The sequence below is a fragment of the Virgibacillus dokdonensis genome, from assembly GCF_900166595.1.
Lineage (GTDB): Bacteria > Bacillota > Bacilli > Bacillales > Amphibacillaceae > Virgibacillus > Virgibacillus dokdonensis.
In genome coordinates this window covers 2,418,690-2,443,157 of the sequence record NZ_LT745763.1, presented here as the reverse complement: position 1 = coordinate 2,443,157, position 24,468 = coordinate 2,418,690, and the positions used below count along the sequence as shown (strand labels likewise).

At 36.2% G+C, this 24,468-nt stretch carries 22 protein-coding genes; 15 read left to right on the top strand and 7 right to left on the bottom strand.

The features are described from left to right. Positions 1-362: 362 nt before the first annotated feature. Together B2C77_RS13035 and B2C77_RS13030 are read right to left on the bottom strand one after the other, a co-directional pair. Positions 363-1,283 (bottom strand): cation diffusion facilitator family transporter, encoded by a 921-nt coding sequence (locus B2C77_RS13035; RefSeq protein ID WP_077704514.1) that lies wholly within the window; start codon positions 1,281-1,283, stop codon positions 363-365. A gap of 11 nt (positions 1,284-1,294) precedes the next feature. After that, positions 1,295-1,597, bottom strand: coding sequence for an ArsR/SmtB family transcription factor (locus B2C77_RS13030; protein WP_077704511.1), 303 nt, complete (start codon positions 1,595-1,597; stop codon positions 1,295-1,297). Between the two features lie 282 nt (positions 1,598-1,879). Here B2C77_RS13030 and cbpB point away from each other — a divergent pair, with 282 nt between their 5' ends. The 8 genes from cbpB to B2C77_RS12990 all read left to right on the top strand — a co-directional run bounded on the left by cbpB (position 1,880) and on the right by B2C77_RS12990 (position 10,307). Continuing rightward, the gene (cbpB, locus tag B2C77_RS13025; protein ID WP_077704509.1) at positions 1,880-2,320 is read left to right on the top strand and encodes a cyclic-di-AMP-binding protein CbpB; all 441 of its coding nucleotides are present in this window, start codon (positions 1,880-1,882) and stop codon (positions 2,318-2,320) included. 387 nt (positions 2,321-2,707) lie between these two features. Continuing rightward, a complete protein-coding gene (dapD, locus tag B2C77_RS13020) occupies positions 2,708-3,427 on the top strand; it encodes a 2,3,4,5-tetrahydropyridine-2,6-dicarboxylate N-acetyltransferase (protein ID WP_077704506.1) in 720 nt (239 codons plus the stop codon). Positions 3,428-3,443: 16 nt separating this feature from the next. Next, positions 3,444-4,559, top strand: coding sequence for an N-acetyldiaminopimelate deacetylase (locus B2C77_RS13015; protein WP_077704503.1), 1,116 nt, complete (start codon positions 3,444-3,446; stop codon positions 4,557-4,559). A gap of 170 nt (positions 4,560-4,729) precedes the next feature. Beyond that, entirely contained in the window at positions 4,730-4,972 is a 243-nt protein-coding gene (locus tag B2C77_RS13010) for a YkuS family protein (protein WP_077704500.1), read from the top strand. An 89-nt stretch (positions 4,973-5,061) separates the two neighbouring features. Further along, a complete protein-coding gene (locus B2C77_RS13005; protein ID WP_077704497.1) occupies positions 5,062-5,487 on the top strand; it encodes a TlpA family protein disulfide reductase in 426 nt (141 codons plus the stop codon). A gap of 243 nt (positions 5,488-5,730) precedes the next feature. Beyond that, positions 5,731-7,482, top strand: coding sequence for an ABC transporter ATP-binding protein (locus B2C77_RS13000; protein WP_077704495.1), 1,752 nt, complete (start codon positions 5,731-5,733; stop codon positions 7,480-7,482). 16 nt (positions 7,483-7,498) lie between these two features. Beyond that, a complete protein-coding gene (locus B2C77_RS12995) occupies positions 7,499-9,340 on the top strand; it encodes an ABC transporter ATP-binding protein (RefSeq protein WP_077704492.1) in 1,842 nt (613 codons plus the stop codon). 301 nt (positions 9,341-9,641) lie between these two features. Next, positions 9,642-10,307, top strand: coding sequence for a potassium channel family protein (locus B2C77_RS12990; protein ID WP_073005395.1), 666 nt, complete (start codon positions 9,642-9,644; stop codon positions 10,305-10,307). Positions 10,308-10,518: 211 nt separating this feature from the next. On the opposite strand, the gene B2C77_RS12985 is transcribed toward B2C77_RS12990, so the two are convergent. The 3 genes from B2C77_RS12985 to B2C77_RS12975 form a co-directional block, all read right to left on the bottom strand. Next, entirely contained in the window at positions 10,519-11,274 is a 756-nt protein-coding gene (locus B2C77_RS12985; protein WP_497012658.1) for a transposase, read from the bottom strand. Between the two features lie 193 nt (positions 11,275-11,467). Then, positions 11,468-13,135 (bottom strand): ribonuclease J1, encoded by a 1,668-nt coding sequence (gene rnjA, locus B2C77_RS12980; RefSeq protein ID WP_077704486.1) that lies wholly within the window; start codon positions 13,133-13,135, stop codon positions 11,468-11,470. Positions 13,136-13,138: 3 nt separating this feature from the next. Next, positions 13,139-13,348, bottom strand: coding sequence for a DNA-dependent RNA polymerase subunit epsilon (locus B2C77_RS12975; protein ID WP_073005381.1), 210 nt, complete (start codon positions 13,346-13,348; stop codon positions 13,139-13,141). Between the two features lie 558 nt (positions 13,349-13,906). Here B2C77_RS12975 and B2C77_RS12970 point away from each other — a divergent pair. Then, positions 13,907-14,680 (top strand): Cof-type HAD-IIB family hydrolase, encoded by a 774-nt coding sequence (locus tag B2C77_RS12970; protein ID WP_077704483.1) that lies wholly within the window; start codon positions 13,907-13,909, stop codon positions 14,678-14,680. A 227-nt stretch (positions 14,681-14,907) separates the two neighbouring features. On the opposite strand, the gene def is transcribed toward B2C77_RS12970, so the two are convergent. After that, positions 14,908-15,459, bottom strand: coding sequence for a peptide deformylase (gene def / locus B2C77_RS12965; RefSeq protein ID WP_077704480.1), 552 nt, complete (start codon positions 15,457-15,459; stop codon positions 14,908-14,910). A 320-nt stretch (positions 15,460-15,779) separates the two neighbouring features. On the opposite strand from def, the gene B2C77_RS12960 reads away from it, so the two are divergent. The 6 genes from B2C77_RS12960 (at position 15,780) to B2C77_RS12935 (ending at position 23,626) form a co-directional block, all read left to right on the top strand. Further along, a complete protein-coding gene (locus tag B2C77_RS12960) occupies positions 15,780-16,469 on the top strand; it encodes a YkyA family protein (protein ID WP_077704478.1) in 690 nt (229 codons plus the stop codon). Between the two features lie 704 nt (positions 16,470-17,173). Next, the gene (gene pdhA, locus B2C77_RS12955; protein WP_176087400.1) at positions 17,174-18,217 is read left to right on the top strand and encodes a pyruvate dehydrogenase (acetyl-transferring) E1 component subunit alpha; all 1,044 of its coding nucleotides are present in this window, start codon (positions 17,174-17,176) and stop codon (positions 18,215-18,217) included. Positions 18,218-18,220: 3 nt separating this feature from the next. Further along, on the top strand, positions 18,221-19,198 hold the full coding sequence (locus B2C77_RS12950) for an alpha-ketoacid dehydrogenase subunit beta (RefSeq protein WP_077704472.1): 978 nt from the start codon (positions 18,221-18,223) through the stop codon (positions 19,196-19,198). Between the two features lie 25 nt (positions 19,199-19,223). After that, on the top strand, positions 19,224-20,492 hold the full coding sequence (locus B2C77_RS12945; protein WP_077704469.1) for a dihydrolipoamide acetyltransferase family protein: 1,269 nt from the start codon (positions 19,224-19,226) through the stop codon (positions 20,490-20,492). 4 nt (positions 20,493-20,496) lie between these two features. After that, on the top strand, positions 20,497-21,903 hold the full coding sequence (gene lpdA / locus B2C77_RS12940) for a dihydrolipoyl dehydrogenase (protein ID WP_077704467.1): 1,407 nt from the start codon (positions 20,497-20,499) through the stop codon (positions 21,901-21,903). A 112-nt stretch (positions 21,904-22,015) separates the two neighbouring features. Continuing rightward, a complete protein-coding gene (locus tag B2C77_RS12935) occupies positions 22,016-23,626 on the top strand; it encodes an IS1182 family transposase (RefSeq protein ID WP_077704464.1) in 1,611 nt (536 codons plus the stop codon). A gap of 201 nt (positions 23,627-23,827) precedes the next feature. On the opposite strand, the gene B2C77_RS12930 is transcribed toward B2C77_RS12935, so the two are convergent. Further along, positions 23,828-24,016: a YbbN family protein gene (locus B2C77_RS12930; protein WP_077704461.1), complete on the bottom strand. Its 189-nt coding sequence runs from the start codon at positions 24,014-24,016 to the stop codon at positions 23,828-23,830. Between the last annotated feature and the right edge of the window lie 452 nt (positions 24,017-24,468).

The window sequence follows — 24,468 nt, the reverse complement described above, 5'->3', positions numbered from 1 at the left end:
TCATTGTGTACAAATAACATATATCAGAAAACTCTGTTACATATGTCTCAAATGGAAAATTAACGCTTGACTTGAAGCATTACTTTTTATGCAACGCTAGTGGGAAATTATAAAATTTTGCAGCTGTGGATAAACGTACTAAGTTATTTAGCCACGTCCGACTCCAGCGCCCAGCAACTAGGCGACTTCACGAATCGCCCATTCCTAAAACTTTAGTTGCTTCGTTCCACTCGCTACGTTGCTAACCGGGCGCTTGCGCCTTTGTACGCTATAAATTGAAAAAAGAAGAATTAAAATGAAGAAAAATTTTGTGTGGAGTAGATAAGGGAACATTCAGCAGGATTTTGAACCTGCTGAATGGTTTAATGAGAACAGTCCTCGCATTCCTCTTGAATTCTTGCATTTTCTCCTTCAAGTTGCAAAGTACAATGAGAAATGGAAAAATTTTTCTTTAATAAATCGTTTGCCTTCATAAGTAGGTTGTCCCTATCAATAGAATCTTGTACTACAAGATGGCAGCTTAGTGCAGGAAATTCAGAAGTGATAGACCATACATGTAAATCATGGACGTGTTCAACACCTTGAAGTTCCAGCAGTTGTTTCTTAATTTCTTTAACATCAACATGTGACGGTTTACCTTCCATTAAAATGTGAATGGAATCTTTTGTTATTCGAATTCCAGATATAACGATTAAAAATGCAACAATAACACTGGCAATGGGATCTGCAATATTCCAGTTAAAAAGCAAAATAAGAATACCTGCAATAATAGCACCAATAGAACCTAATAAATCACCAAAAACATGAAGCAAGGCGCTTCGTATATTCAAATTTTCCTGTGAATCTCCCCGCATCAGTACCCAAGCTGCGATAATATTTACAATCAGCCCAATGATTGCAATAATCATCATGCTTGCACTTACATTTGGCGGCTCCATAAAACGTTGAAATGCCTCATAAAATATATAGATGGAAATAACGATTAAAGTTACACCGTTTATAAACGCAGCAATTATTTCAAATCGTCGGTACCCATAAGTTTTAGAAGTATTAGCTTGTCGTTCTCCAATTTTAAATGCTAATAAGCTTAAGCCAAGTGCTGCTGCATCGCTTAGCATATGTCCAGCATCTGAAAGAAGTGCAAGACTGTTTGTTAAAAACCCTCCAACTGCTTCAACAACCATAAAAAATGTTATTAATATAAAGCTGAATAAAAGAGCTTTCTTGTTGCTCGTTCCATGATGATGTCCATGGCTGTGATTATGATTATGTTTGTGTGCCATATAATAACCTCCTATTTAGTATGTTTCGTATGTTCAATTGTTTGTTCCAAAACATTCATCACATGATAATCGTCTGGAGAGTAATAATAGGTTGTCTTTTCTCGTCTGTTTTTTACCAAACGTAACTGTTTTAAATACTTTAGTTGATGGGAAATTGTTGACTGGTGCATTTCTAATCGTTCTGCAATTTCATTAACGGAACATTCTTTATGAAACAGCAAGTGTAGAATTTTTATTCTCGTTGGGTCAGATAAAGCTTTAAATGTCTGCGATACAACGTCAAGTAGTTGCTCATCAATAGGCTGATAGTCCATGAAAAAACTCCTTCCCATTATAATATGTACATATGCACATATTATAATTCATACATATTTTATATGCAATTATAATGCAATTTATTTTGCTTCTTGCTTTACTATGGTAAAATAAATGTAGTCTGTTCTCCGTCTTATATTTATTTCACGCTATAGAAGGTTTTAAAAGTTTAAAAATATCGTATAAAAAAGCTATTGCTTTGGCGATTCATACTTAGTAATAAACCGAGTTTTTCTAAACAGCAAACCTTCTATATGAAGAATGAAAAAAGGGGTGATGTGATGAGCATGTTGCAAAATCAATATTTAACAGACATTACGTTAGGCGAAATAATGATTCCTTCCGAAAAAGTCGCACATGTTCAAGTAAACAATCCGCTAGAACATGCTTTGCTCGTATTAGTAAAGTCTGGATATTCAGCTGTTCCTGTTTTGGATCCATCATATAAGTTAGTTGGCATTATTGGTAAAACGACGATTTTAGATCAAATACTAGGTTTGGAACGATTTGAATTCGAACGTCTGTCAACGATAGTGGTAAAAGATGTATTAAATGATGATGTCCCTTGTTTAACAAAAGAAGATTCTTTGATGAAAGGTTTAAACGCTGTCATTAATCATCCATTTGTTTGTGTTGCTGATAAGGATGGATATTTTGATGGAATTTTAACACGAAGAGCAATATTAAAACAACTTAAAAAAGATATGTATGCTGCAAAATAAAAAAGGGTTGAGGTATAAAAAAGACAACCGTGTAAAAATGAACAATAAAGTTAATCCTACAAGCAGTGAGAGGTATTTTACGACCGCTGTTGTTAGTAGCTTTAGAAAAAGTTAGTTGCTTGTTCCGAGTCTTTATGACAGAAGACATTAAAATTTTATATTTTTTTGTAGCGTAAATTAGCCGAACCATTATCATTTGATTGTTCGGCTTTTGCTATAAGTATGTTCTCATCCCTCTCCTTTTAAACGAAGTGGTAAAGAAAGAGCTAACCAATTTTTGAGTTCTCCCAGTTTAGTCGAATAGTAAAAGGAAGTAGGTATTGATTGCGACAAAAAAAGCGATCTGCTAAATTATAAAGTAGTACATAACTAGGAGGGAAACATGAAATGAAAATGATGGATGGAAACGAGATTATTAATTTTATTTCGAATAGTAAGAAAAGTACACCTGTAAAGGTATATATAAAAGGAGAAGGTTTAGATCGTTTATCTGCGGATAACTCAATCCAAGCTTTTATAGAATCAAAGAGTGGAGTCTTGTTTGGTGAATGGGATGATATTCAAAAGTTACTTGAAGAATCTAAAGATATGATTCACGATTATGTCATTGAAAACGATCGTCGTAATTCAGCTATTCCATTACTAGATTTAAAAGGAATTAATGCTCGTATTGAACCAGGTGCAGTCATTCGAGACCAAGTTGATATTGGTGACGGCTGCGTGATTATGATGGGAGCAATGATTAATATTGGCTCCGTGATTGGTGAAGGTACGATGATTGATATGAATGTTGTGCTTGGTGGACGAGCTACAGTAGGTAAACATTGTCATATTGGTGCTGGAACAGTGCTAGCGGGAGTGATTGAGCCCCCATCAGCAAAACCAGTGATTGTTGAAGATAATGTAGTTATTGGTGCAAACGTCGTTGTTTTAGAAGGTGTTACTATTGGAAAAGGTGCGATCGTTGCTGCAGGTTCAATCGTAACAAAGGATGCAGCGCCAAATACGCTTGTAGCTGGAACGCCTGCGCGGGTACTAAAAGAAATCGATGAGAATACGAAGTCAAAAACGGAAATTAAACAAGAGCTTCGTAAACTAAATGACTAAGTAAGGGAATGACGGCATGTTAGATTTACAACAAATTCGTCGTAAATTACATCAAATACCTGAGCTGGGTTTTCAAGAAAAGAAGACCCAGCAATACTTGTTGGAAAATATAAAATCACTAGAAACAGATAAAGTATCTATCAAGTTATGGGAGACAGGTATTCTCGTCTTTGTGGAAGGTAAGGCCCCAACAAAAACAATTGGTTACCGAGCAGATATAGATGGTTTACCAATAAATGAACAGACAGGGCTCTCTTTTTCATCGAAGCATGACGGGAAAATGCATGCGTGTGGTCACGATTTTCACATGGCCATTGCTTTGGGGGTATTAGAGAAGATTATCTTAGAACCAATGAACGATCATTGCTTATTCATCTTTCAGCCAGCAGAGGAGGGGCCTGGCGGAGCATTACCATTACTTCAATCTGAAGCATTTCAGTCATGGCGTCCGGACATCGTATTTGCTCTACATATTGCCCCTGAGTTGCCAGTAGGAACAGTTGCTAGTAAACCTGGTTTACTGTTTGCAAATACGAGTGAATTGTTTATTGATTTTGCTGGAAAAGGCGGGCATGCTGCTTATCCTCATTTAACGAAAGATATGACAGTGGCTGCCAGTAGTTTTGTGGTTCAGATGCAACAAATTGTTTCTAGAAATGTGAATCCACTTGAAGCATCTGTTGTTACAATTGGTAAAATGCAAAGCGGATTTGTCCAAAATGCGATTGCTGGGACTGCCCGTTTAGAAGGGACTATCCGCACACAACATCCTGATAGTATAAATACAGTTAAAAACCAACTAGAGAAACTGATTAAAGGGTTTGAGATTGCTTACGATTGTAAGATTGAAGTGGATTATGGAGCGAACTATTATCAAGTTTATAATCAAGCTGAACAAGTAAAGGAATTCCGTCAGGCATTAGCTGGTAGTAATGTGCATTATCAAGAAGCAGAACCTGCTATGACTGGTGAAGATTTTGGATATATGCTCAAAGAAATACCAGGTTTTATGTTTTGGCTTGGGGTAGACTCTGCTTATGGTTTGCATCATGCACAGTTAAATCCAGATGAAGCTGCTTTAAACGTTGGCGTGGAGGCTGTTCATTTAACTTTTTCCAAACTTTCTCAATAAAATATGTATATGTTTCCTATAAGTAGCAAAATATAAGGTATGTTTAGTTGAAAAGGACTAGAGAGTGTTAGAGCTAGATCTTTACAGTGAAATGTAACTTTTCAGCTATACATTCAATCTGGAATATCCTTATTCTAAAACTTTTTAAGCTACTTTGAGGAGGTAATGGAATGGCGAGAATTGGTGTTGAAACTACGCTTAGCGATGTAAAAGAAGCACTCACAGAAATGGGGCATCATGTAGTGGATTTGCGTGGAGCAGAGGATGCAGCTTACTGTGATTGTTGTGTAATTTCTGGCCAAGACAAAGATGTAATGGGAGTCATGGAGGCGGAAATAGCAGGTGCTGTTATTAACGCACAAGGTATGAATACAGAAGATGTGTGTAATGTAGTGAATCAAAAAGTTGTTTAATCCACCTTCTATATCCTGAGAACGTTTTTATGTTATACCACATATAAAAATATAGAAGAATTGTTTTCAGGGTATAGGAGGAAGCTTTTATGCGTTTAGGTCAGCAAATTCCCGATTTTGATACCACTTGTGAATGGTTGAATAGTGAACCTTTATTAATAGGTGATAAACCTACTTGCTTTCATTTTTGGTCTATTAGCTGTGTTTTATGTAAACAAGCGATGCCGCATTTTATAAATCTTTGTATTGAATATAAAAGTAAAGTACAATTTATTTCAGTTCATACGCCATTATCTGATACAGATAACAACTTACTTGAAATTAATAAAGTGGTGGAGGAACAAGAACTGAAAGTACCTATAGCTGTCGATCATAATGAAAGCATTTCAGATGCATTTCAAGTAACATATGTTCCAGCCTATTATGTATTTGATGAATTTGGAAAGTTACGTCATATCCAGCGTGGTAAAACAAATCTAAACATGCTTGAGAAAAATATTTTGCGTATGATTTAGTTTAATACGATAAGCGTCTCCTTTTTTATGCATATAAAAGGAGGCGCTTTTTATATTATAGCTAATAAGAAAGTATACTTTAGAAAACTGGATTGTTAAGTTAAGTTAAGTTTTTCTAACATGTTACACCTTTAAAATTATAAAGTAAAAAATTTTAAAAAAATTCGGCAAAACAGTAGAAATTTATTTCGAAACCCGTTATATTATATGTTACGTAATTAAAAACTTGAGGGAGGCACATGTGTGGACACGTTTAAAAAGTTAAAGCAATATTATTTGCCTTACAAGAAACATTTTTTACTATCTGTATTCTTCTTGTTTTTTGTAACGGTAATCACAGTTGTTTATCCCGTTATTTTACAGCAAACAATTGATCGCGTTGTTTTAATGGATCGCTATGAATTAATTCCGTACATTTCCGTTATTTTCTTGTTGTTAATGACTGTTAAAGGATTTGCTACTTTTTATCATCAATATTTAGGGGATTTATTTGGTATTACAGCTGTATATAAATTACGTGATGGATTATATCAAAAGCTACAGCGATTATCATTTACGTATTATGATAACGCTAAAACAGGAGATATTATGTCTCGCTTAACAGCTGATGTAGAAGGGTTTCGTTTTTTTCTATCTTTTGGATTTTCGGAACTGTTAAGAGTAATATTACTTATAACGGTTAGTTTGGGAGTTATGTTCTATTACTCAGTTCCGCTTGCTTTAGTTACAATGGCCGCGATGCCTTTTCTGGCTATTGTTGTATTTCAATTTGATAAACGTGTACATCCGGCTTTTCGCCTGATTCGAAAATCTTATGGTAATTTAAATACGCGTGTTCAAGAAAACATTAGCGGTATGCATACGGTGAAGTCACTCTCGCGTGAGGGATTTGAAATTGGACGTTTTGCGGATCGTAATGATTCGTACAGGCAAAATTATTTACACACTTCGTTTATTTGGGCAAAGTACTTTCCTTTAATGGAATTTATCGGAAATTTCTGTGCGGCAGCATTGTTGGCATATGGTGGTTTTCTTGTTATTGATGGGCAATTGTCTCTTGGTGCATTAATCGCTTTTTTTAGCTTAGTTTGGTATATTATGGGACCGCTTATGAACCTTGGTTTTGTTGTCAATCAGTTTTCACAAGCAAAAGCTTCTGCAGAAAGATTATTAGAAATCTTAGAAGCAGAAGAGGATATTACAGAATCCGAACACCCTATTAGAGAACCTATACACGGGCATGTAACATTTCGAAATGTTACGTTAACATATGCGGATGAAAACGACGCTGCTTTGAAGAATATTAGTTTTGATGCTCCCCCTGGGAAAGTTATTGGATTAATTGGTTCTACAGGATCTGGTAAAACGAGTATTACACAGCTCATTACGCGTTTTTACGAGCCTGTTTCTGGAGATGTACTTATTGATCAAAAGCCTGTTTCTGATTATTATCTTAAAGCTTTGCGCAAGGAAATTGGCTTTGTCTTGCAAGAAGCATTCTTATTTTCTACGACAATTCGTGAAAATATTTCCTACGGTAGCCCAGGTGTAGAGGATGAGCAGATTATAGATGCTGCTAAACGAGCGCAAGCGCACGATTTTATTATGAAAATGCCAGAAGGGTATGACACGATGTTAGGTGAACGTGGGATGGGACTATCAGGAGGACAAAAACAACGTATTGCCATTGCAAGAGCGATCTGTATTAATCCTAAAATTCTTATTTTGGATGATGCTACATCTGCAGTAGATATGGAAACAGAATTTAGAATTCAAAAGGCTTTACAAGAAGTAATGAAGGGGAGAACTTCATTTATTATAGCTCATCGAATTGCTTCATTAAAACATGCAGATGAAATATTAGTTTTAGAAGGGGGAGAAGTCGTAGAGCGTGGTAATCATGACTTCTTAATTAAGAATCAGGGACCGTATCAACGAATTTATGATATTCAATACCAGGATAGAGAAGAAGTGATGAAGCGTCAGCACGCTTAGAAGGAGGAAAATGTGAATGACAAAGGATAAGTCCAAAGAGTCCAAAAGCAGGCACTTACAACGCTTTCATTATACGCAAGACCAAGCAATTGAAAAGCCGTTTAATTGGAAGCAAATGTGGCGTCTACTGGTCTATTTGAAACCTTATGCAAAAACTTATTTACCGGCTGCAATTATAGCTATGTTTATATCGACAGCTGTACGATTAATTGTACCAATTTTAATCGGAAAAGTCGCTATTGATGTAGCTATAAGTGAACAAAATGTAACGCTGTTGACTTATTTAGTGGTGGTTATTGGCATTTTATACTTATTAAGCTATGCGGGAAATGTATTTCGGATAAAGTGGGTAAATATTTTAGGTCAAAATGTTATTTACGATATTAGACAACATTTGTTTTCGCACGTCCAACGGTTATCGCATCGTTTTTTTGATTCCCGTTCAGCCGGTTCTATTTTAGTTCGCATTATGAATGATATTAATTCACTTCAGGAATTATTTACAAATGGAATTATTAACTTGCTTATGGACATTGTAACATTAGTAGGGATCATTGTTATTTTGTTTGTGCTTAGCCCTAAGCTTGCGTTAGCGATTATGGTTATACTTCCGCTAATGTTCTACCTAACAACCAAGTTACGACGGACGATTCGTCGTTCTTGGCAACAAGTAAGAATTCAACAATCACGCATGAATTCTCATTTGAATGAAGGTTTACAAGGGATACGAATTACGCAATCATTTTCTCAAGAACAAGAAAATAGTGAGTATTTTCATGGAGTAAATAAAGATAATTTTAGTAGCTGGAAGGAAGCTACGAAGAAGAGTGCTATGTTTCGTCCGTTTGTTGAATTGAGCAATGCTATCGGTACAGTTATTTTAATATCTTATGGGGCATACTTAATTTTACTTGGTGAAAATAGTGGTGGCATTGCTATTGGAACGTTTGTTTCGTTCGCCTTTTTTATTGGTATGTTTTGGGAACCAATATCTCGTTTAGGTCAGATGTATAATCAAATGCTCATGGCAATGGCAGCATCTGAGCGTATTTTTGAATTTTTAGATGAACGGCCAAATGTTCAAGAAAAGAGCGATGCTCATGTTTTCAAGGACATGAAAGGACAAATTGTCTTTGATAAAGTGAATTTTTATTACAATAAAGATCGCATTGCATTGAACAATATATCTCTGACTATTCATGCGGGGCAAACAGTTGCATTAGTTGGCCATACTGGAAGTGGTAAAACAACAATTGCTAATTTAATAAGTAGATTTTATGATCCAACAAAAGGGAAGGTTACAATTGATAACTATGATTTACGTGAAGTCCAATTAGATAGCTTACGACAAAGTATAAGCGTTGTTTTACAGGATACATTTATTTTTTCAGGCACTATTATGGAAAATATTCGTTTTGGGCGGCCAGATGCGTCTGATGAAGAAGTCATTCGCGCAGCAGAAGTCGTTGGCGCTGATGAATTTATAAAGCGTATGGCGAATAGTTATGAAACGGAAGTTGAAGAGCGTGGCAATATTTTATCTGCAGGGGAAAGACAATTGTTATCGTTTGCAAGAGCATTATTAGCTAATCCGAAAATTTTAATACTTGATGAAGCTACAGCAAGTATTGATACAGAAACAGAAGTTAAGATTCAAGATGCTTTAGCTAAATTATTGAAAGGACGCACTGCTATTATTATTGCGCATCGCTTATCTACCATTCGTAAGGCTGATAATATATTTGTGCTTGAGAATGGACACATATTAGAAAGCGGAAATCATGACGATTTAATGAAACAAGGTGGAGAGTACTACCATTTAGTAAAAGCACAATTTCAAATGTTAGATGCAATATAAAGTAAATCTTCAGTCAGTATGGGGTTCTTTCATTCCTCGTGATTGTAGGTGGACGTATAGTAAATGTAGCTGTATACGTTCATTTTTGCGTTCATTGTTCTTAAAGTTTATGGTACATGATGGTTGAATGTAAAGACTTGGCGATAGCCAAGTCTTTCAAATGCTATAAATCGTGGTTTTCTATTGTAATAAAAGAGTATTTTGTACATCTTTTTTCAATAAAGTTTTCATCTTGAAATATGGTAGAACGAATAGAACTGTGATAAGCTATGAACAAAGACGAAACATGGAGGAACAAAGGATGAAACGAGAATTCGCAGTAATTGGATTAGGAAGATTTGGTGGAAGTATTTGTAAAGAGTTAAGCATGGAAGGGATGGAAGTGCTTGCTATTGATAACAATGAAGATAGAATTAATGAGTTTAAAAATATAGCTTCTCATGCTGTTATTGTTGACTCAACAGATGAAGCTTCTTTAAAAGAACTAGGAATAAAGAATATTGACCATGTTATTGTTGCAATCGGAGATGATATTCAAGCAAGTATTTTAACAACGGTTATTTTAACGGATTTAGGTATTAAGAAAATTACAGTAAAAGCTCAAAATGATTACCATGCGAAAATTCTTAATAAAATTGGCGCAGATCAGGTGGTACATCCAGAAAGAGATATGGGAAAAAGAATTGCACATAGTATTATATCAAATAACATATTGGATTACTTAGAACTATCCGATGACCATAGCATTGTTGAGGTAAAAGTTGGTGAAAAAATGCTAGGCAAGACGCTTGTCGAATTAGATATTCGTGCTAATTATGGATGTAACGTAGTAGCCATTAAACATGGGAAAGATATTAACGTATCGCCTAGTGCGGATCATCGTTTTTCGGAAGGGGACATTTTAATCGTTATTGGTGCAGATAAAGATATATCGCGTTTTGAAAAGCATTTAGTGATTGAAGAATAAACAGTCTAAGTAGGATACAAAATTTAAATCTCCTTTTTCGTATTATAGGAAAGCAATAAACTTCTAGGCTTTATAGATAAGCAAAACGACGACTTTCCATCGCCATAAAGATTTGGCAATAACCGAGTTTTTATGATGAAGCGAAGCCCTTGTCATACTTTTAGGCTACTAACAAAGCGGGGATCCAATTGTAGATTTATTTTATCCGATTTTATAGTAGAATANTAAACGTGGCATTATGGTCTGTTTTAGAATAACTGTTTCGTTTCTCTCCCATAATCTGATTGGAAGTATCGTAGTGTTCTTTACGTTGAAGCATTTCCTTTACTTGTTCATGATAACGTTGAAGGACCGTTTTTCTTTTCCCCTTTCCATAAACGAACGTGATGTTTTCTTTCGCTTTTACTTTCTCCAGGAAAACAAGCACTTTTTTCAAATCTTCTAAAAAGGTCTCGTAAGGACTGGTGAAAATCTGACAGTATGTTGTATTGATCTGTTCCAGCAGGGCTTGCCATTTGGTATACATCTTGGCTTCATGTTTGGTGATTGCCTTTTTCCATACGAAAGAATACCGATTGGCATACGCTTCGATTTTGGTGCCATCGATATAGATGGTTTCACCGGTAATCGCTTCTTGTTGATAAAGCCACACGACTTGTTGAAAGAAGAGCTGTTCCATCACCATATCGGTCAGATATTTTTGCTTGAAACGACTGATAGTAGAATGATCAGGAGCTGCATACCCTTGAAGAAGCCAACGGAAATTGATATCCCGACGACATGCTTTTTCTATCCCTCGGGAAGAGTAGATTTTTTGCGAGGCTGCGTAGGTAATGACCTTAAATAGAATGACTGGATCGACTGCTGGTTTTCTCCCTTTGGAAGCGTATGCCTGTAGTAGTTCTCTATAATCCATCCTTTCACATAAGAGGCAGTGGAGCCGGACCGAATCATCCATAGGAATCATTTCTTCTACATCCATCGGTAAATATAATTGATAATTTGCTGCAGTTTGCGTATACTGGGTTTGTGTTATTTGTTTATTGGTCATAAATTAATAATACATGAGAACAGGCCCTTTGTGGTCTGTTTTTTGTGTATACACAAAAAAGCTGTTACACAATCAATTACCTGATTGTGCAACAGCCCCTTTTTTTATGTTAAACTTCCATAATAATAGGTAGTACCATAGGGCGACGCTTTGTTTTTTCATACAGAAATGGAGCGATAGTATCTGTAATTTCATTTTTAATCTCAGACCATTGTGACGTTTTGCGTTCCATCACTTTGGTTAAATGCGTCGCGACCAATTTCTGTGCTTCATTAATTAAGTCCTCCGATTCCCTCATATAGACAAAGCCACGTGAAATGATGTCAGGGCCTGCAGAAACTTTAAACTCTTTCATATTAATGCTTACAACTACAATAACGAGCCCTTCTTCTGAAAGTATTCGACGATCTCTTAGGACAATATTACCTATGTCGCCTATTCCGTTTCCATCTACATAAATGGAACCTGAAGGAATTTTTCCAGCTATTGTTGCTGTATCTTTTCCAAGTGCTAAAACATCTCCGTTGTCCATGACAAAGCAACTATCAGCGTCTGAACCACAAGCAACGGCCAATTTAATGTGCTCTTTTAACATTCTGTATTCACCATGTATAGGCATAAAGTATTTTGGTTTAATTAGGCGTAGCATGAGCTTTTGCTCTTCTTGACTACCATGCCCTGATGTGTGAATATTGGTTAATTTTCCGTGGATGACATCGGCACCTGCACGATATAATTTATTAATTGTTCGGCTGACACTAATGGTGTTTCCAGGGATTGGAGATGAAGAAAACACCACTGTATCGCCAGGGATAATTTGTATTTGCCGGTGAGTACCATTGGCAATCCTTGAGAGAGCGGCCATCGGTTCACCTTGAGATCCGGTACAAAGAATGGTCACTTCTTGTGCTGGAAGACGGTTTATTTGATTAGCATCAATAAACGTATTTTTCGGCGCTTGAATATAACCTAATTCTTGTCCTAAGTTAATAGCAGATTCCATACTTCTTCCGAATACAGCTATTTTACGGTTGTTTTTAACAGATGCTTCCACTACTTGTTGTAATCGATAAATATTTGACGCAAAAGTTGCGAATATAACACGTCCGTCAACTCTGCTAAAAATATCTTTTATATTTTCCCCAACCACTTTTTCGGACATCGTAAATCCGGGAACTTCACTGTTCGTACTATCTGATAAAAGGCAAAGCACACCCTCATTTCCAATTTCAGCCATTTTCGATAAATTAGCTGGTTCACCAACTGGAGTAAAATCAAATTTAAAATCTCCAGTATGAACAATATTTCCTGGCGGAGTTTTCACTACGATACCATAGGAATCTGGAATACTATGAGTTGTTCGGAAAAAGCTTACCGATGTTTTTCGGAATTTTATAATATCGTCTTCTTGAATCGTGTGTAATTTAGCATTTCTTAATAAACCGTGTTCTTCTAATTTATTTTTAATTAATCCTAACGCAAGTTTACCAGCATATATTGGCACATTAATTTCACGGAGAAGATATGGGATCCCCCCAATATGGTCTTCGTGTCCGTGGGTAATAAATAATCCTTTAATTTTATCTTGGTTTTGTACTAAATACGTATAGTCAGGGATAACATAATCAATACCTAACAACTCATCTTCCGGAAATTTAATTCCAGCATCGATTAGCACAATTTCATCCTGAAATTGAATGCCATACGTATTTTTTCCGATCTCTCCTAAGCCACCTAGAGCAAAAACGGCAGCTTGATCATTTTTCACGAATTTCATTGTTTAGATTTTCTCCACGTGAAAATCTTCGGATTGTTTTTCATATGCTAAATGTGCTTCATCCAATTCATGGATATATTCAATATTATACTTGCGTTCGTTGATTTTTGCTCTAACTTCTCTTACAGAGTTTCCCTCCACATAAGCGCTTTTTGTACGTTCTCGAACTGGAATCTCGTCAGCCAGTTCTTGATATAAAACTTTATAAATCATCTCATCTCTCCTTGACTAATTTCATTGTTGGTTTATTATTATTACAGTTTTGAACACGGAGTTAATGCTATATCTTACCCGACACAAGAATGAAGATAAAGGTATCGTCTTTTTCCAAATAGTGTAGCTTTGTCTTTTTCATTTACTTTATGGTACCTTTAGTATGTGATTGGGCAAATTAATCATTGGTAGTCTTTTTACAAGTAGTTGGCACACGTCCTTGGCCTAAAAAGTCCTTCCAGCGTTTTTTGAGCTTTTTTCTTAGACGTTTCAGCATGACGTGTCATCTCCTTTCTTTGTTTTAAAAAACAAGAAAAACATCTACCGATCCAATCCCTCTTATCTATAGTATAGTATGAGTTGAGGAAATTTGAAATAAAAACACGCTATTTCTTAAAAATATTTCTCATGGCTGTGATAGAAAAGAGTGCATAAAAGTTGGAAACTGTGCTTCGTTTAGTGAATGTAGGAGCACAGTTTGTTGAAATAAGATCCGATGATTACTACGCTTATTTTTTACAACACGATTAAATTTATACATCAGAAAAGGGGATAAACATGCATAAAAAAATGGTTTTCTTAGATATTGACGGCACGATTTTAACCAAAAAAAATGAAATTCCACATAGTACAAAGCAAGCCATTAAACAATTGCAGGATAATGATGTGTACGTAGCGATAGCAACTGGAAGGGCACCTTTTATGTTTGAGCCTATACGTGAAGAGTTAAACATCCATTCTTTTGTTAGTTTTAATGGGCAGTATGTTGTGTTTGAAGGGAAAGAAGTTTATCAAAACCCGATAAAAAAAGATGATCTTTTGCGTTTAAACCATGAGATTACGAAAAATAATTATCCCATTGTTTTTTCTAGCTCGAAGAAAATGAAAGCTTCTGAACCTAACCATTCATTTATAGAAGAAAGTTTAAGCAGCATGAATTTCAGTTATCCAGAAGTGGATCCTAACTTTTATCAGTCTACATTGATTTATCAAGCTTTATTATTTTGTAAACAAGAAGAAGAAAAACAGTTAGCTAAACAGCTTCCTACGTTAGACTTTATTCGCTGGCATGAGTACTCGTGTGATGTTATTCCGTTAGGTGGGTCAAAAGCGATTGGAGTAGAAAAATTAATTGAAGCTAGCGGTTTAGCGTTTGAAAATACATTTGCCTTCGGGGATGGGTTAAATGATATGCAAATGTTACAGGAAATTGGAACAGGGGTAGCGATGGGGAATGCAGTTTCTGATTTAAAAGCGGTAGCAGATTATATAACGGAGGACGTTGATAAGGATGGGCTTGCAAATGGGTTGAAGCATCTTGGTTTAATTTAACCTTACTATGTTTCAAAGAAATGTTAGGTGTTTGCTACGAAAGCAGCTATCTATAAGTTAGTTACAAAGACATGCGTAACCATGCTTGGAAAAGACCTTGGTGAGTTTCTTAAGTGCTTAAGCATGAAGAAACTCACTAGGTACCTGTGGTGCCAAGGGCATTATCAAAGCGACGGTATGTGATATACCATTTACTTTCATGAATAAAATGTTCACCCAAGCCCTATCTATTCTATAGGTTTTGCGTTGTCTGGTATGAAGAAGGGGTTTTGTTGATTAATATGATCATAGAACATGATTCCGTTTAAATGATCAATTTCGTGTTGAAACACAATAGCAGCATAATCTTTTAATCTTAATTTAATGACTTCTCCATCCATATTTATGGCTTTTACGGTGACTCTAGCATATCTAGGAACGTATCCTTCTATATTTCGATCGACGGATAAACATCCTTCTCCAGACGGAAGATATGCTTTTTCTACAGAATGGCTAATTATTTTTGGATTAGCAAGTCCATAGCTGTATTTTTTCCCTCTACCATCTTCAAAGTGAACAGCTATTAAACGTTTATTCAATCCTAGCTGAGGAGCAGCCAACCCAACACCAGCACGAAGGCCATATTTTTGAGCAATTTCTTCATCCTGGCTATTTTTTATAAATTGTAGCATATCACCAAGTAATTGCTTATCTTCTTTCGTTAAAGGAATAGTTACTTCATCAGCAATTGTTGTTAATGAAGGATGGCCTTCCCTAACGATATCTTTCATAGTTAACATCGTACCACTCCTAATTCTATGTGCATAGTTCCAAAGATCATTTTATCATATTTATACGCATTTCATCATAATTTGCTATTAGGGACCGACGTATCTGTTCACTATTTATATAAGCTGAATAATGTTAACTTATTTCAACCATAAGCTTTGAGGTATTTCGTCCTTCAAGGCACTAAAGAGTAATTTGTAGATGGAACGGATTTTTTAAAAGAAACACTTTATTATGGAGCCAAGGAGGAATTGATTTTTTCCTTTTGTACAACCCATTTTATGTTATACTATAAATCGTATATTTGATTTATAGGTGTAGGAGGTAAATAATGTCATTAAAAAAGTTCGCAATCGTTGCATTAGGTTTTATGCTTTTATTTATATTAGCATCGTGTAGTAATGGGACTCCTGAAGAACAAATACAGAATCATTTAGAAGAAGCAGTTACGCTAGAAGAAGGATTTGAAGAACAGCAAAGTAAAATAACTGATTTGGAAAAAAAGGAACAAGAGTTATATAACCAAATTATGGATCTTGGTAAAGACGAAATGGATGAAATTAAAAAGTTAGCTAAACAAGCTATTGAAACGGTAGATAAACGGAAAGAAGCGATAAAGAAAGAAGAAGAAAGCATAGAACAAGCAAAAGAAGAATTTACTAAAACGAAAGAAGTTGTGGAAGATTTAGAAGCTAAAGAAGCTAAAGATACTGCTAAAAAAATGGTAGAGACGATGCAAGATCGTTATAAAGTATACGATAATCTAAATAAAGCTTACAAAGATGCATTGAAATTGGAAAAGGAAATGTATGAATTGTTATCAAAAGAAGATTTAAAGCAAGAAACGTTAACGGAAATAATAGATGCTATTAATAATGCATATGAAAAAGTAATTGCGTCAAACGATACTTTTAACAAGCATACGAAAGAATACAATGAAATGAAAAGAGATTTTTACGAGCAAGTGGGTATGGATGTTACCTATGAAGGAGATTCTGACAAAAAAACAGAAGATAAGTAAGATATTGAAACACTCTCTAGGTGAAACTAAGAGAGTGTTTTTTGCTAGTCTAAGGATAACGGTACACATTTTTACAAAGTAAAACCAATTTAAAAATCCAAAGTCTTTAAGACGATAAAACGTCGTCGTTTTGCTTATCGTATAGATCCTTCGGCGAAAACAGGGTGATGAGAAGGAGGTGGTTTGTCATAGATGTAAAATATTAAACTCTCGCTATTGTTCCTAATAATAGGTAATACAGATAAGAAAACGAACTATAACAGAATAAGGAAGAAAGCGCTTTATTAAATAAAGCTATCTTTTAAATTATGGGAAAATAAATTAAAGAAAACAAAGTGTTTGACCACTAAGTAGAATTGAGCTAGAATTTATATGAAAAGAAATTGTACTAATGATTTTTTGCTTTTTTATGTAACAGTTTAAATAGCTGTTTATGATGTGTATGTACATACAGATGGGGGGCCAATCAATATAAAAGCCTCTACTTGCTGGTATAGAGCAAGGGTGGAATGTTTTATTTGTGTGCTCTGCCTATTTGGGCATTCACTTATAGATTTATAGTAAGCAAAAATGGGAATACCATAAAAAGTACAGTTTTTTTCTGATTTTGGGTAGGCTAGAAATGACAATACTAAATGGATACAGAAAGGAAGAGGTGAACTATTTTGAAACACGTTTTAGAGAGTGTTGAGAGTCAGTTCGAAATGTTCCAAATTCTTAATGAAGATGGAAAGATTGTCAATGAAGAAGACGTTCCCGATCTTTCCGATGAGCAGTTAAAAGAACTTATGCGTAGAATGGTTTACACAAGGGTTTTAGATCAACGTTCAATTGCATTGAACCGCCAAGGGCGTTTAGGATTTTATGCACCAACAGCAGGGCAAGAGGCTTCACAGTTAGGAAGTCAGTTTGCACTTGAACAAGAGGATTTTCTATTGCCTGGATATCGAGATGTGCCACAATTGATATGGCAAGGTCTTCCATTATATCAAGCATTTTTATTCTCTAGAGGACATTTCCATGGTAACCAGATGCCAGAAGGTGTTCATGCTGTAAGTCCGCAAATTATTATTGGCGCTCAATATGTACAGGCTGCTGGCGTAGCTTTAGGAATGAAAAAGCGTGGTAAGAAAAATGTAGCTGTTACTTACACTGGTGATGGTGGTACATCACAAGGTGATTTTTATGAAGGAATTAACTTTGCAGGTGCATATAAAGCTCCAGCGATTTTCTTTGTACAAAATAACCGTTTTGCAATTTCTGTACCAGTAGAAAAACAAACAAATGCAAAAACATTAGCTCAAAAAGCTGTTGCTGCAGGAATTGAAGGCATTCAAGTAGACGGTATGGATGTACTTGCTGTTTACGCTGCTACAAAACATGCTAGAGAGCGTGCAGTTAATGGTGAAGGTCCGATGCTTATTGAAACAATGACGTATCGCTATGGTCCTCATACAATGGCTGGTGACGATCCGACTCGTTACCGTACAGAAGATTTAGATAATGAATGGGAAAAGAAAGACCCATTAGTTCGTTTCCGTAAGTATCTAGAAGCAAAAAATCTATGGTCTGAAGAAGATGAAAATAAAGTAATTGAAGAAGCAAAAGAGGAAATTAAGCAAGCCATTAAGCAAGCAGACCAACATCCAAAACAGAAAGTAACAGATTTAATGGCAAATATGTATGAAGAACTTCCATATAATTTACAAGAACAGATGGAAGAATATAAAGAAAAGGAGTCGAAGTAAATCATGGCACAAATGACAATGATTCAAGCCATTACAGACGCACTACGTACGGAACTTAAAAATGATGAAAATGTGCTTGTTTTCGGAGAAGATGTCGGTCAGAATGGTGGCGTGTTCCGTGCTACTGATGGATTGCAAGCCGAGTTTGGTGAAGAACGCGTGTTTGATACACCTTTAGCCGAATCAGGTATTGGTGGTCTAGCAATTGGTTTAGGCTTACAAGGTTTCCGCCCTGTTCCAGAAATTCAATTCTTCGGCTTCGTATATGAAGTAATGGATTCCATTAGCGGACAAATGGCTCGCATGCGATATCGTTCAGGTGGCGTTCATCATTCACCAATTACAGTACGTGCTCCATTTGGCGGAGGTGTTCATACACCAGAACTTCATGCTGATTCATTAGAAGGGTTAATTGCTCAACAACCAGGTATTAAAGTAGTTATTCCTTCTACTCCTCATGATGCTAAAGGTTTACTTATTTCTTCCATCCGTGATAATGATCCGGTTGTGTTTTTGGAGCACATGAAATTATACCGCTCATTCCGTGGTGAAGTTCCTGAAGGGGAATACACGATTGAACTAGGAAAAGCAGATGTTAAACGTGAAGGTACAGACGTTACATTAATTGCTTACGGTGCGATGGTACATGCTTCGTTAAAAGCTGCTGAAGAGCTAGCTGAAAATGGTGTTAATGCTGAAGTTATTGACTTACGTACTGTATCGCCACTTGATATCGAAACGATCATTGAATCGGTTAAGAAAACAAATCGTGCTGTTGTAGTTCAAGAAGCGCAACGCCAAGCGGGCGTTGCTGCGAATGTAGTAGCTGAAATACAAGAACGTGCCATTCTGCATTTAGAAGCTCCTGTATTACGTGTTGCGGCTCCAGACACCGTTTACGCATTCTCAGAAGCAGAAGAAGTTTGGTTACCTAATCATAAAGATATTGTAGAAAAAGTAAACAGTGTGATGAACTTTTAATTATTAAGACAGGAGGTAAAATATTATGGCTTTCAATTTTAAATTACCTGATATTGGTGAAGGAATTCATGAAGGTGAAATCGTTAAATGGTTCGTTAATGAAGGCGACGAAGTTAAAGAAGATGATGTTTTGTGTGAAGTGCAAAATGATAAAGCTGTAGTGGAAATTCCATCACCAGTGGAAGGAACAGTGACAAAATTACATGTAGAAGAAGGAACGGTAGCAGTTGTAGGTGACACTATTATTACGTTTGATGCAGAAGGCTATGAATCAGATGACGAGGAAGAAGCGGCAGATTCAAAACAAGAAGCCTCTGCTGACGAAAAAACATCTGAAGCTCCTGAGACTACAAATGAAGAAGTGGAAGAAGATGATGGTGAAAGAGTAATTGCAATGCCATCAGTAAGGAAGTACGCACGTGATAAAGGGGTAACGATTTCTAAAGTTACGGGATCAGGTAAAAACGGACGTATTTTAAAAGAGGATATTGATGCTTACTTAAGTGGAGACCAACCTGCTATAGATGTAAAAGGAACAACAGAAGAAGCTGCATCTCCTAAGAAAGAAGCAGCTACAGAAACAGTGGGAGACTTCCCTGAAACTCGTGAATCTATGAGTGGAATTCGCAAAGCAATTGCCAATGCGATGGTTAATTCTAAAACAAAAGCTCCTCATGTAACTTTATTGGATGAAGTAGATGTATCAGAATTAGTAGCTCACCGTAAGAAGTTTAAAGCCGTAGCTGCTGAGCAAGAGATTAAATTAACATACTTGCCGTATGTTGTTAAAGCACTAGTATCTGCTTCTAAAAAATACCCAATGATAAATGCTTCCGTTGATGATGAAACGAATGAAATTGTTCACAAGCACTATTACAATGTAGGTATTGCAGCAGATACAGACAAAGGTCTACTTGTTCCAGTCGTGAAAAATGCCGATCGTAAATCCATCTTTGAAATTTCTAAAGAGATTAATGAATTGGCAGAAAAGGCTAGAAGTGGTAAACTAGCACCTGAAGAGATGAGTGGTGCATCGAATACAATTACAAATATCGGTTCTGCTGGTGGTCAATGGTTTACGCCAGTATTGAATTACCCAGAAGCGGTTATTCTTGGTATTGGCCGTATCGCAGAAAAACCAGTGGTTCGTGATGGGGAAGTTGTTGTAGCACCTGTACTTGCATTATCATTAAGCTTTGATCATCGTATTATTGATGGAGCAACTGCACAACATGCTCTAAATCAAATCAAACGATTATTAAGCGACCCACAATTAATTATGATGGAGGCGTGAGTTTATGGTAGTAGGAGATTTTCCAATTGAAGTAGACACACTCGTTGTTGGAGCAGGTCCTGGTGGTTATGTTGCTGCTATTCGTGCTGCACAGTTAGGCCAAAAAGTAACAATTGCTGATAAAGGCGCTTTAGGTGGGGTTTGTTTAAACGTTGGATGTATTCCATCCAAAGCATTAATCCAAGCTGGACATTTAGCTGAACAAGCTCATGGAAATGAAGAAATGGGAATTAAAACAGAAAATGTTTCTGTTGACTTTTCTAAAGTCCAAGAGTGGAAAGCAAGTGTCGTTAACAAGCTGACTTCTGGTGTGGAAGGCTTGTTAAAAGGAAACAAAGTGGATATTGTTAAAGGTGAAGTATACTTTGTAGATAAAAACACTGCAAAAATTATGGATGAGAAAAATTCTCAAACATATACCTTTAATCATTGCATTATTGCTACAGGATCAACACCAATTGAAATCCCTAACTTTAAATTTTCAGATCGAGTATTGGACTCGACTGGTGCTTTAAACCTGAAAGAAATTCCGAAGAAAATGGTAGTTATCGGTGGCGGATATATTGGTACGGAGCTTGGAACTGCTTATGCGAATTTCGGAACAGAAATTGTTGTTCTTGAAGGTGCGAAAGAAATCTTAGGCGGTTTTGAGAAGCAAATGAGTCAAGTTGTGAAAAAACGTTTGAAGAAAAAAGACGTTACAATTATTACAGAAGCAATGGCTAAAGGTGTAGAAGAATCTAAAGACGGTGTCAAAGTAACGTATGAAGTAAAAGGTAAAGAAGAAACCGTTGAAGCAGACTATGTATTAGTTACGGTTGGCCGCCGTCCAAATACAGAAGATATTGGCTTAGAGCAGGTTGGCATTGAAAAAGATGAACGTGGACTAATTAAAATTGATAATCAATGTCGCACGAATGTTGATAACATCTATGCAATAGGTGATATTGTTGCCGGGCCTCCATTAGCACATAAAGCATCCTATGAAGGAAAAGTTGCTGCAGAAGCTATCAGTGGAGAAAAAGCTGTAATTGATTACTTAAGTATGCCCGCAGTTGTGTTCTCAGATCCAGAATTGGCTACGGTCGGTTATTCCGAACAAGAAGCGAAAGATGCTGGATTTGATGTCAAAGCTGCTAAATTCCCATTTGCAGCTAATGGCCGTGCTCTTTCATTAAACGATAGTGATGGATTTATGAAACTAATTACTCGTAAGGACGATGGCCTAGTAATCGGTGCACAAATTGCTGGACCAAATGCAAGTGATATGATTTCTGAATTAGGTCTTGCAATTGAAGCTGGTATGACAGCAGAAGATATCGCATTAACGATCCATGCTCATCCAACATTAGGTGAAATCACCATGGAAGCTGCTGAAGTAGCTCTAGGTACACCAATTCATATGCTATAAGTATAGTAAAGAGGGGCTGTTGCACAATCAGGTAATTGATTGTGTAACAGCTTTTTTGTGTATACACAAAAAAACAGACCACAAAGGGTCTGCTCTCATGTATTATTGATTTATGACAAATAAAAGAATAATACAAGCCCAGTATACGCAAATTGCAGCAAATTATCAATTATATTTACCGATGGATGTAGAAGAAATGATTCCTATGGATGATTCGGTCCGGCTCCACTGCCTCTTATGTGAAAGGATGGATTATAGAGAACTACTACAGGCATACGCTTCCAAAGGGAGAAAACCAGCAGTCGATCCAGTCATTCTATTTAAGGTCATTACCTACGCAGCCTCGCAAAAAATCTACTCTTCCCGAGGGATAGAAAAAGCATGTCGTCGGGATATCAATTTCCGTTGGCTTCTTCAAGGGTATGCAGCTCCTGATCATTCTACTATCAGTCGTTTCAAGCAAAAATATCTGACCGATACGGTGATGGAACAGCTCTTCTTTCAACAAGTCGTGTGGCTTTATCAACAAGAAGCGATTACCGGTGAAACCATCTATATCGATGGCACCAAAATCGAAGCGTATGCCAATCGGTATTCTTTCGTATGGAAAAAGGCAATCACCAAACATGAAGCCAAGATGTATACCAAATGGCAAGCCCTGCTGGAACAGATCAATACAACATACTGTCAGATTTTCACCAGTCCTTACGAGACCTTTTTAGAAGATTTGAAAAAAGTGCTTGTTTTCCTGGAGAAAGTAAAAGCGAAAGAAAACATCACGTTCGTTTATGGAAAAGGGAAAAGAAAAACGGTCCTTCAACGTTATCATGAACAAGTAAAGGAAATGCTTCAACGTAAAGAACACTACGATACTTCCAATCAGATTATGGGAGAGAAACGAAACAGTTATTCTAAAACAGACCATAATGCCACATTTATGCGAATGAAAGATGATCCTATGAGGAATGGTCAACTCAAACCAGCTTATAATGTCCAAGCTGCCGTGGATGCGGAATTTATCGTTGGGATCAATGCGTTTTCCGATCGAAACGACACAACAACATTGATTCCAATGCTTCAATACTTAAAGGAACATCTTCCCTTTACCTATCGCAACATCGTCGCAGATTCTGGATATGAAAGCGAAGAAAATTACGTGTATTTAAAGAAGCAAAAACAGACGGCCTATATCAAGCCGCAAAATCATGAACGCAAGAAAAAAGTTTCTTTCAAAAAGGACATCAGACACCGAGAAAACATGGCTTATGATAAAAGCACAGATACCTATACCTGTGCCAATAACCAGCAACTGCATGCCATTAGAAACTACACGCGAACCTCGCAGACTGGCTATCAATCTAAGGTAACCGTCTACGAATGTGAAGATTGTACAGGTTGTCCGCCCAAAGAAAAATGTACAAAAGCGAAAGGGAATCGCCAACTGCATGTAGCCAAGGAATTTCTGGCATACCGGGAAACAGCGCAAGAAAATATTCTAACAGAAACAGGCACACTGTACCGTATGAATCGTTCCATTCAAGTGGAAGGAACGTTCGGCGTACTGAAGGAAGATTATCATCTGAAGAAGTTTCATACGCGAGGAACAGGCAATGTACGAAACGAACTTTTAATCCTGGCATTTGGTTATAATCTCAATAAAATACATACGAAAATCCAAGCTAATCGCCTAAACCTCTATTATCATCCATTAAAGACAGCTTAAAAAAATAAAAAAAGGCGAGGCTTATTTAAGTGCGTCAAAAACCAATTAAATTTCCCTTTATCACCATAAATAAAATAATGCATCTTAAAACGAGCAATCTCATATATAAAAAGGAGCTGTCAGCAAATGCATTTTATGCATTTTGCGACAGCTCCTTTTTAGCATTCCATTAAATATTCTATGTTTATTAATCTTACTTTTTTACATTAGTTTTTCAAGTTTACTAATGATTACATGTTTAGGCGTTTGACCACTAATTCGTTCAATAGTTTTTCCGTCTTTTCTGATAATTAAAGTAGGATACTTAGGATCTATTTTCTCATCAATCTCATTCAAAGCTGTTTTTCTTGTGTTTACTTTGCTAAATTCGGTTGGGAAATTTGCTTTCACCTCAATGATAGCATCAAAATATTGATTTTCTACCGAATCATTCGTTTGGTGTGTATAAAAAAAGATATCATATTTTTTTGGTTGAAAGGAAATTACGTTAATAGTAGAAGCATTGAACGTTTTGCAGCCATTTACTAGTACACAAACAATTACTAAAAAAATAATTAGTTTTTTAATTGTTGGTCACCCACTTGTCATGTAATGTCGATAGCTTTAGTTTATCAAATTTAGATAGACTGAAGTTTTATGTCATGCAACTGTTATAAAGTTGATAATGTGCTGTTAGAGGTAGTAATATAAGATATCTAAAAGTAAAAAATGTTACATTACGATTTCCCGATAATAAAATGAAGTAAACTTGGTACTTTTGCTGAAGTAATTCAATTCTGAGATAGAATTAGCAAAGAGAAGAAAAATTAGAAGAAAAACTATTTAAGCGATGTACAGGTGTC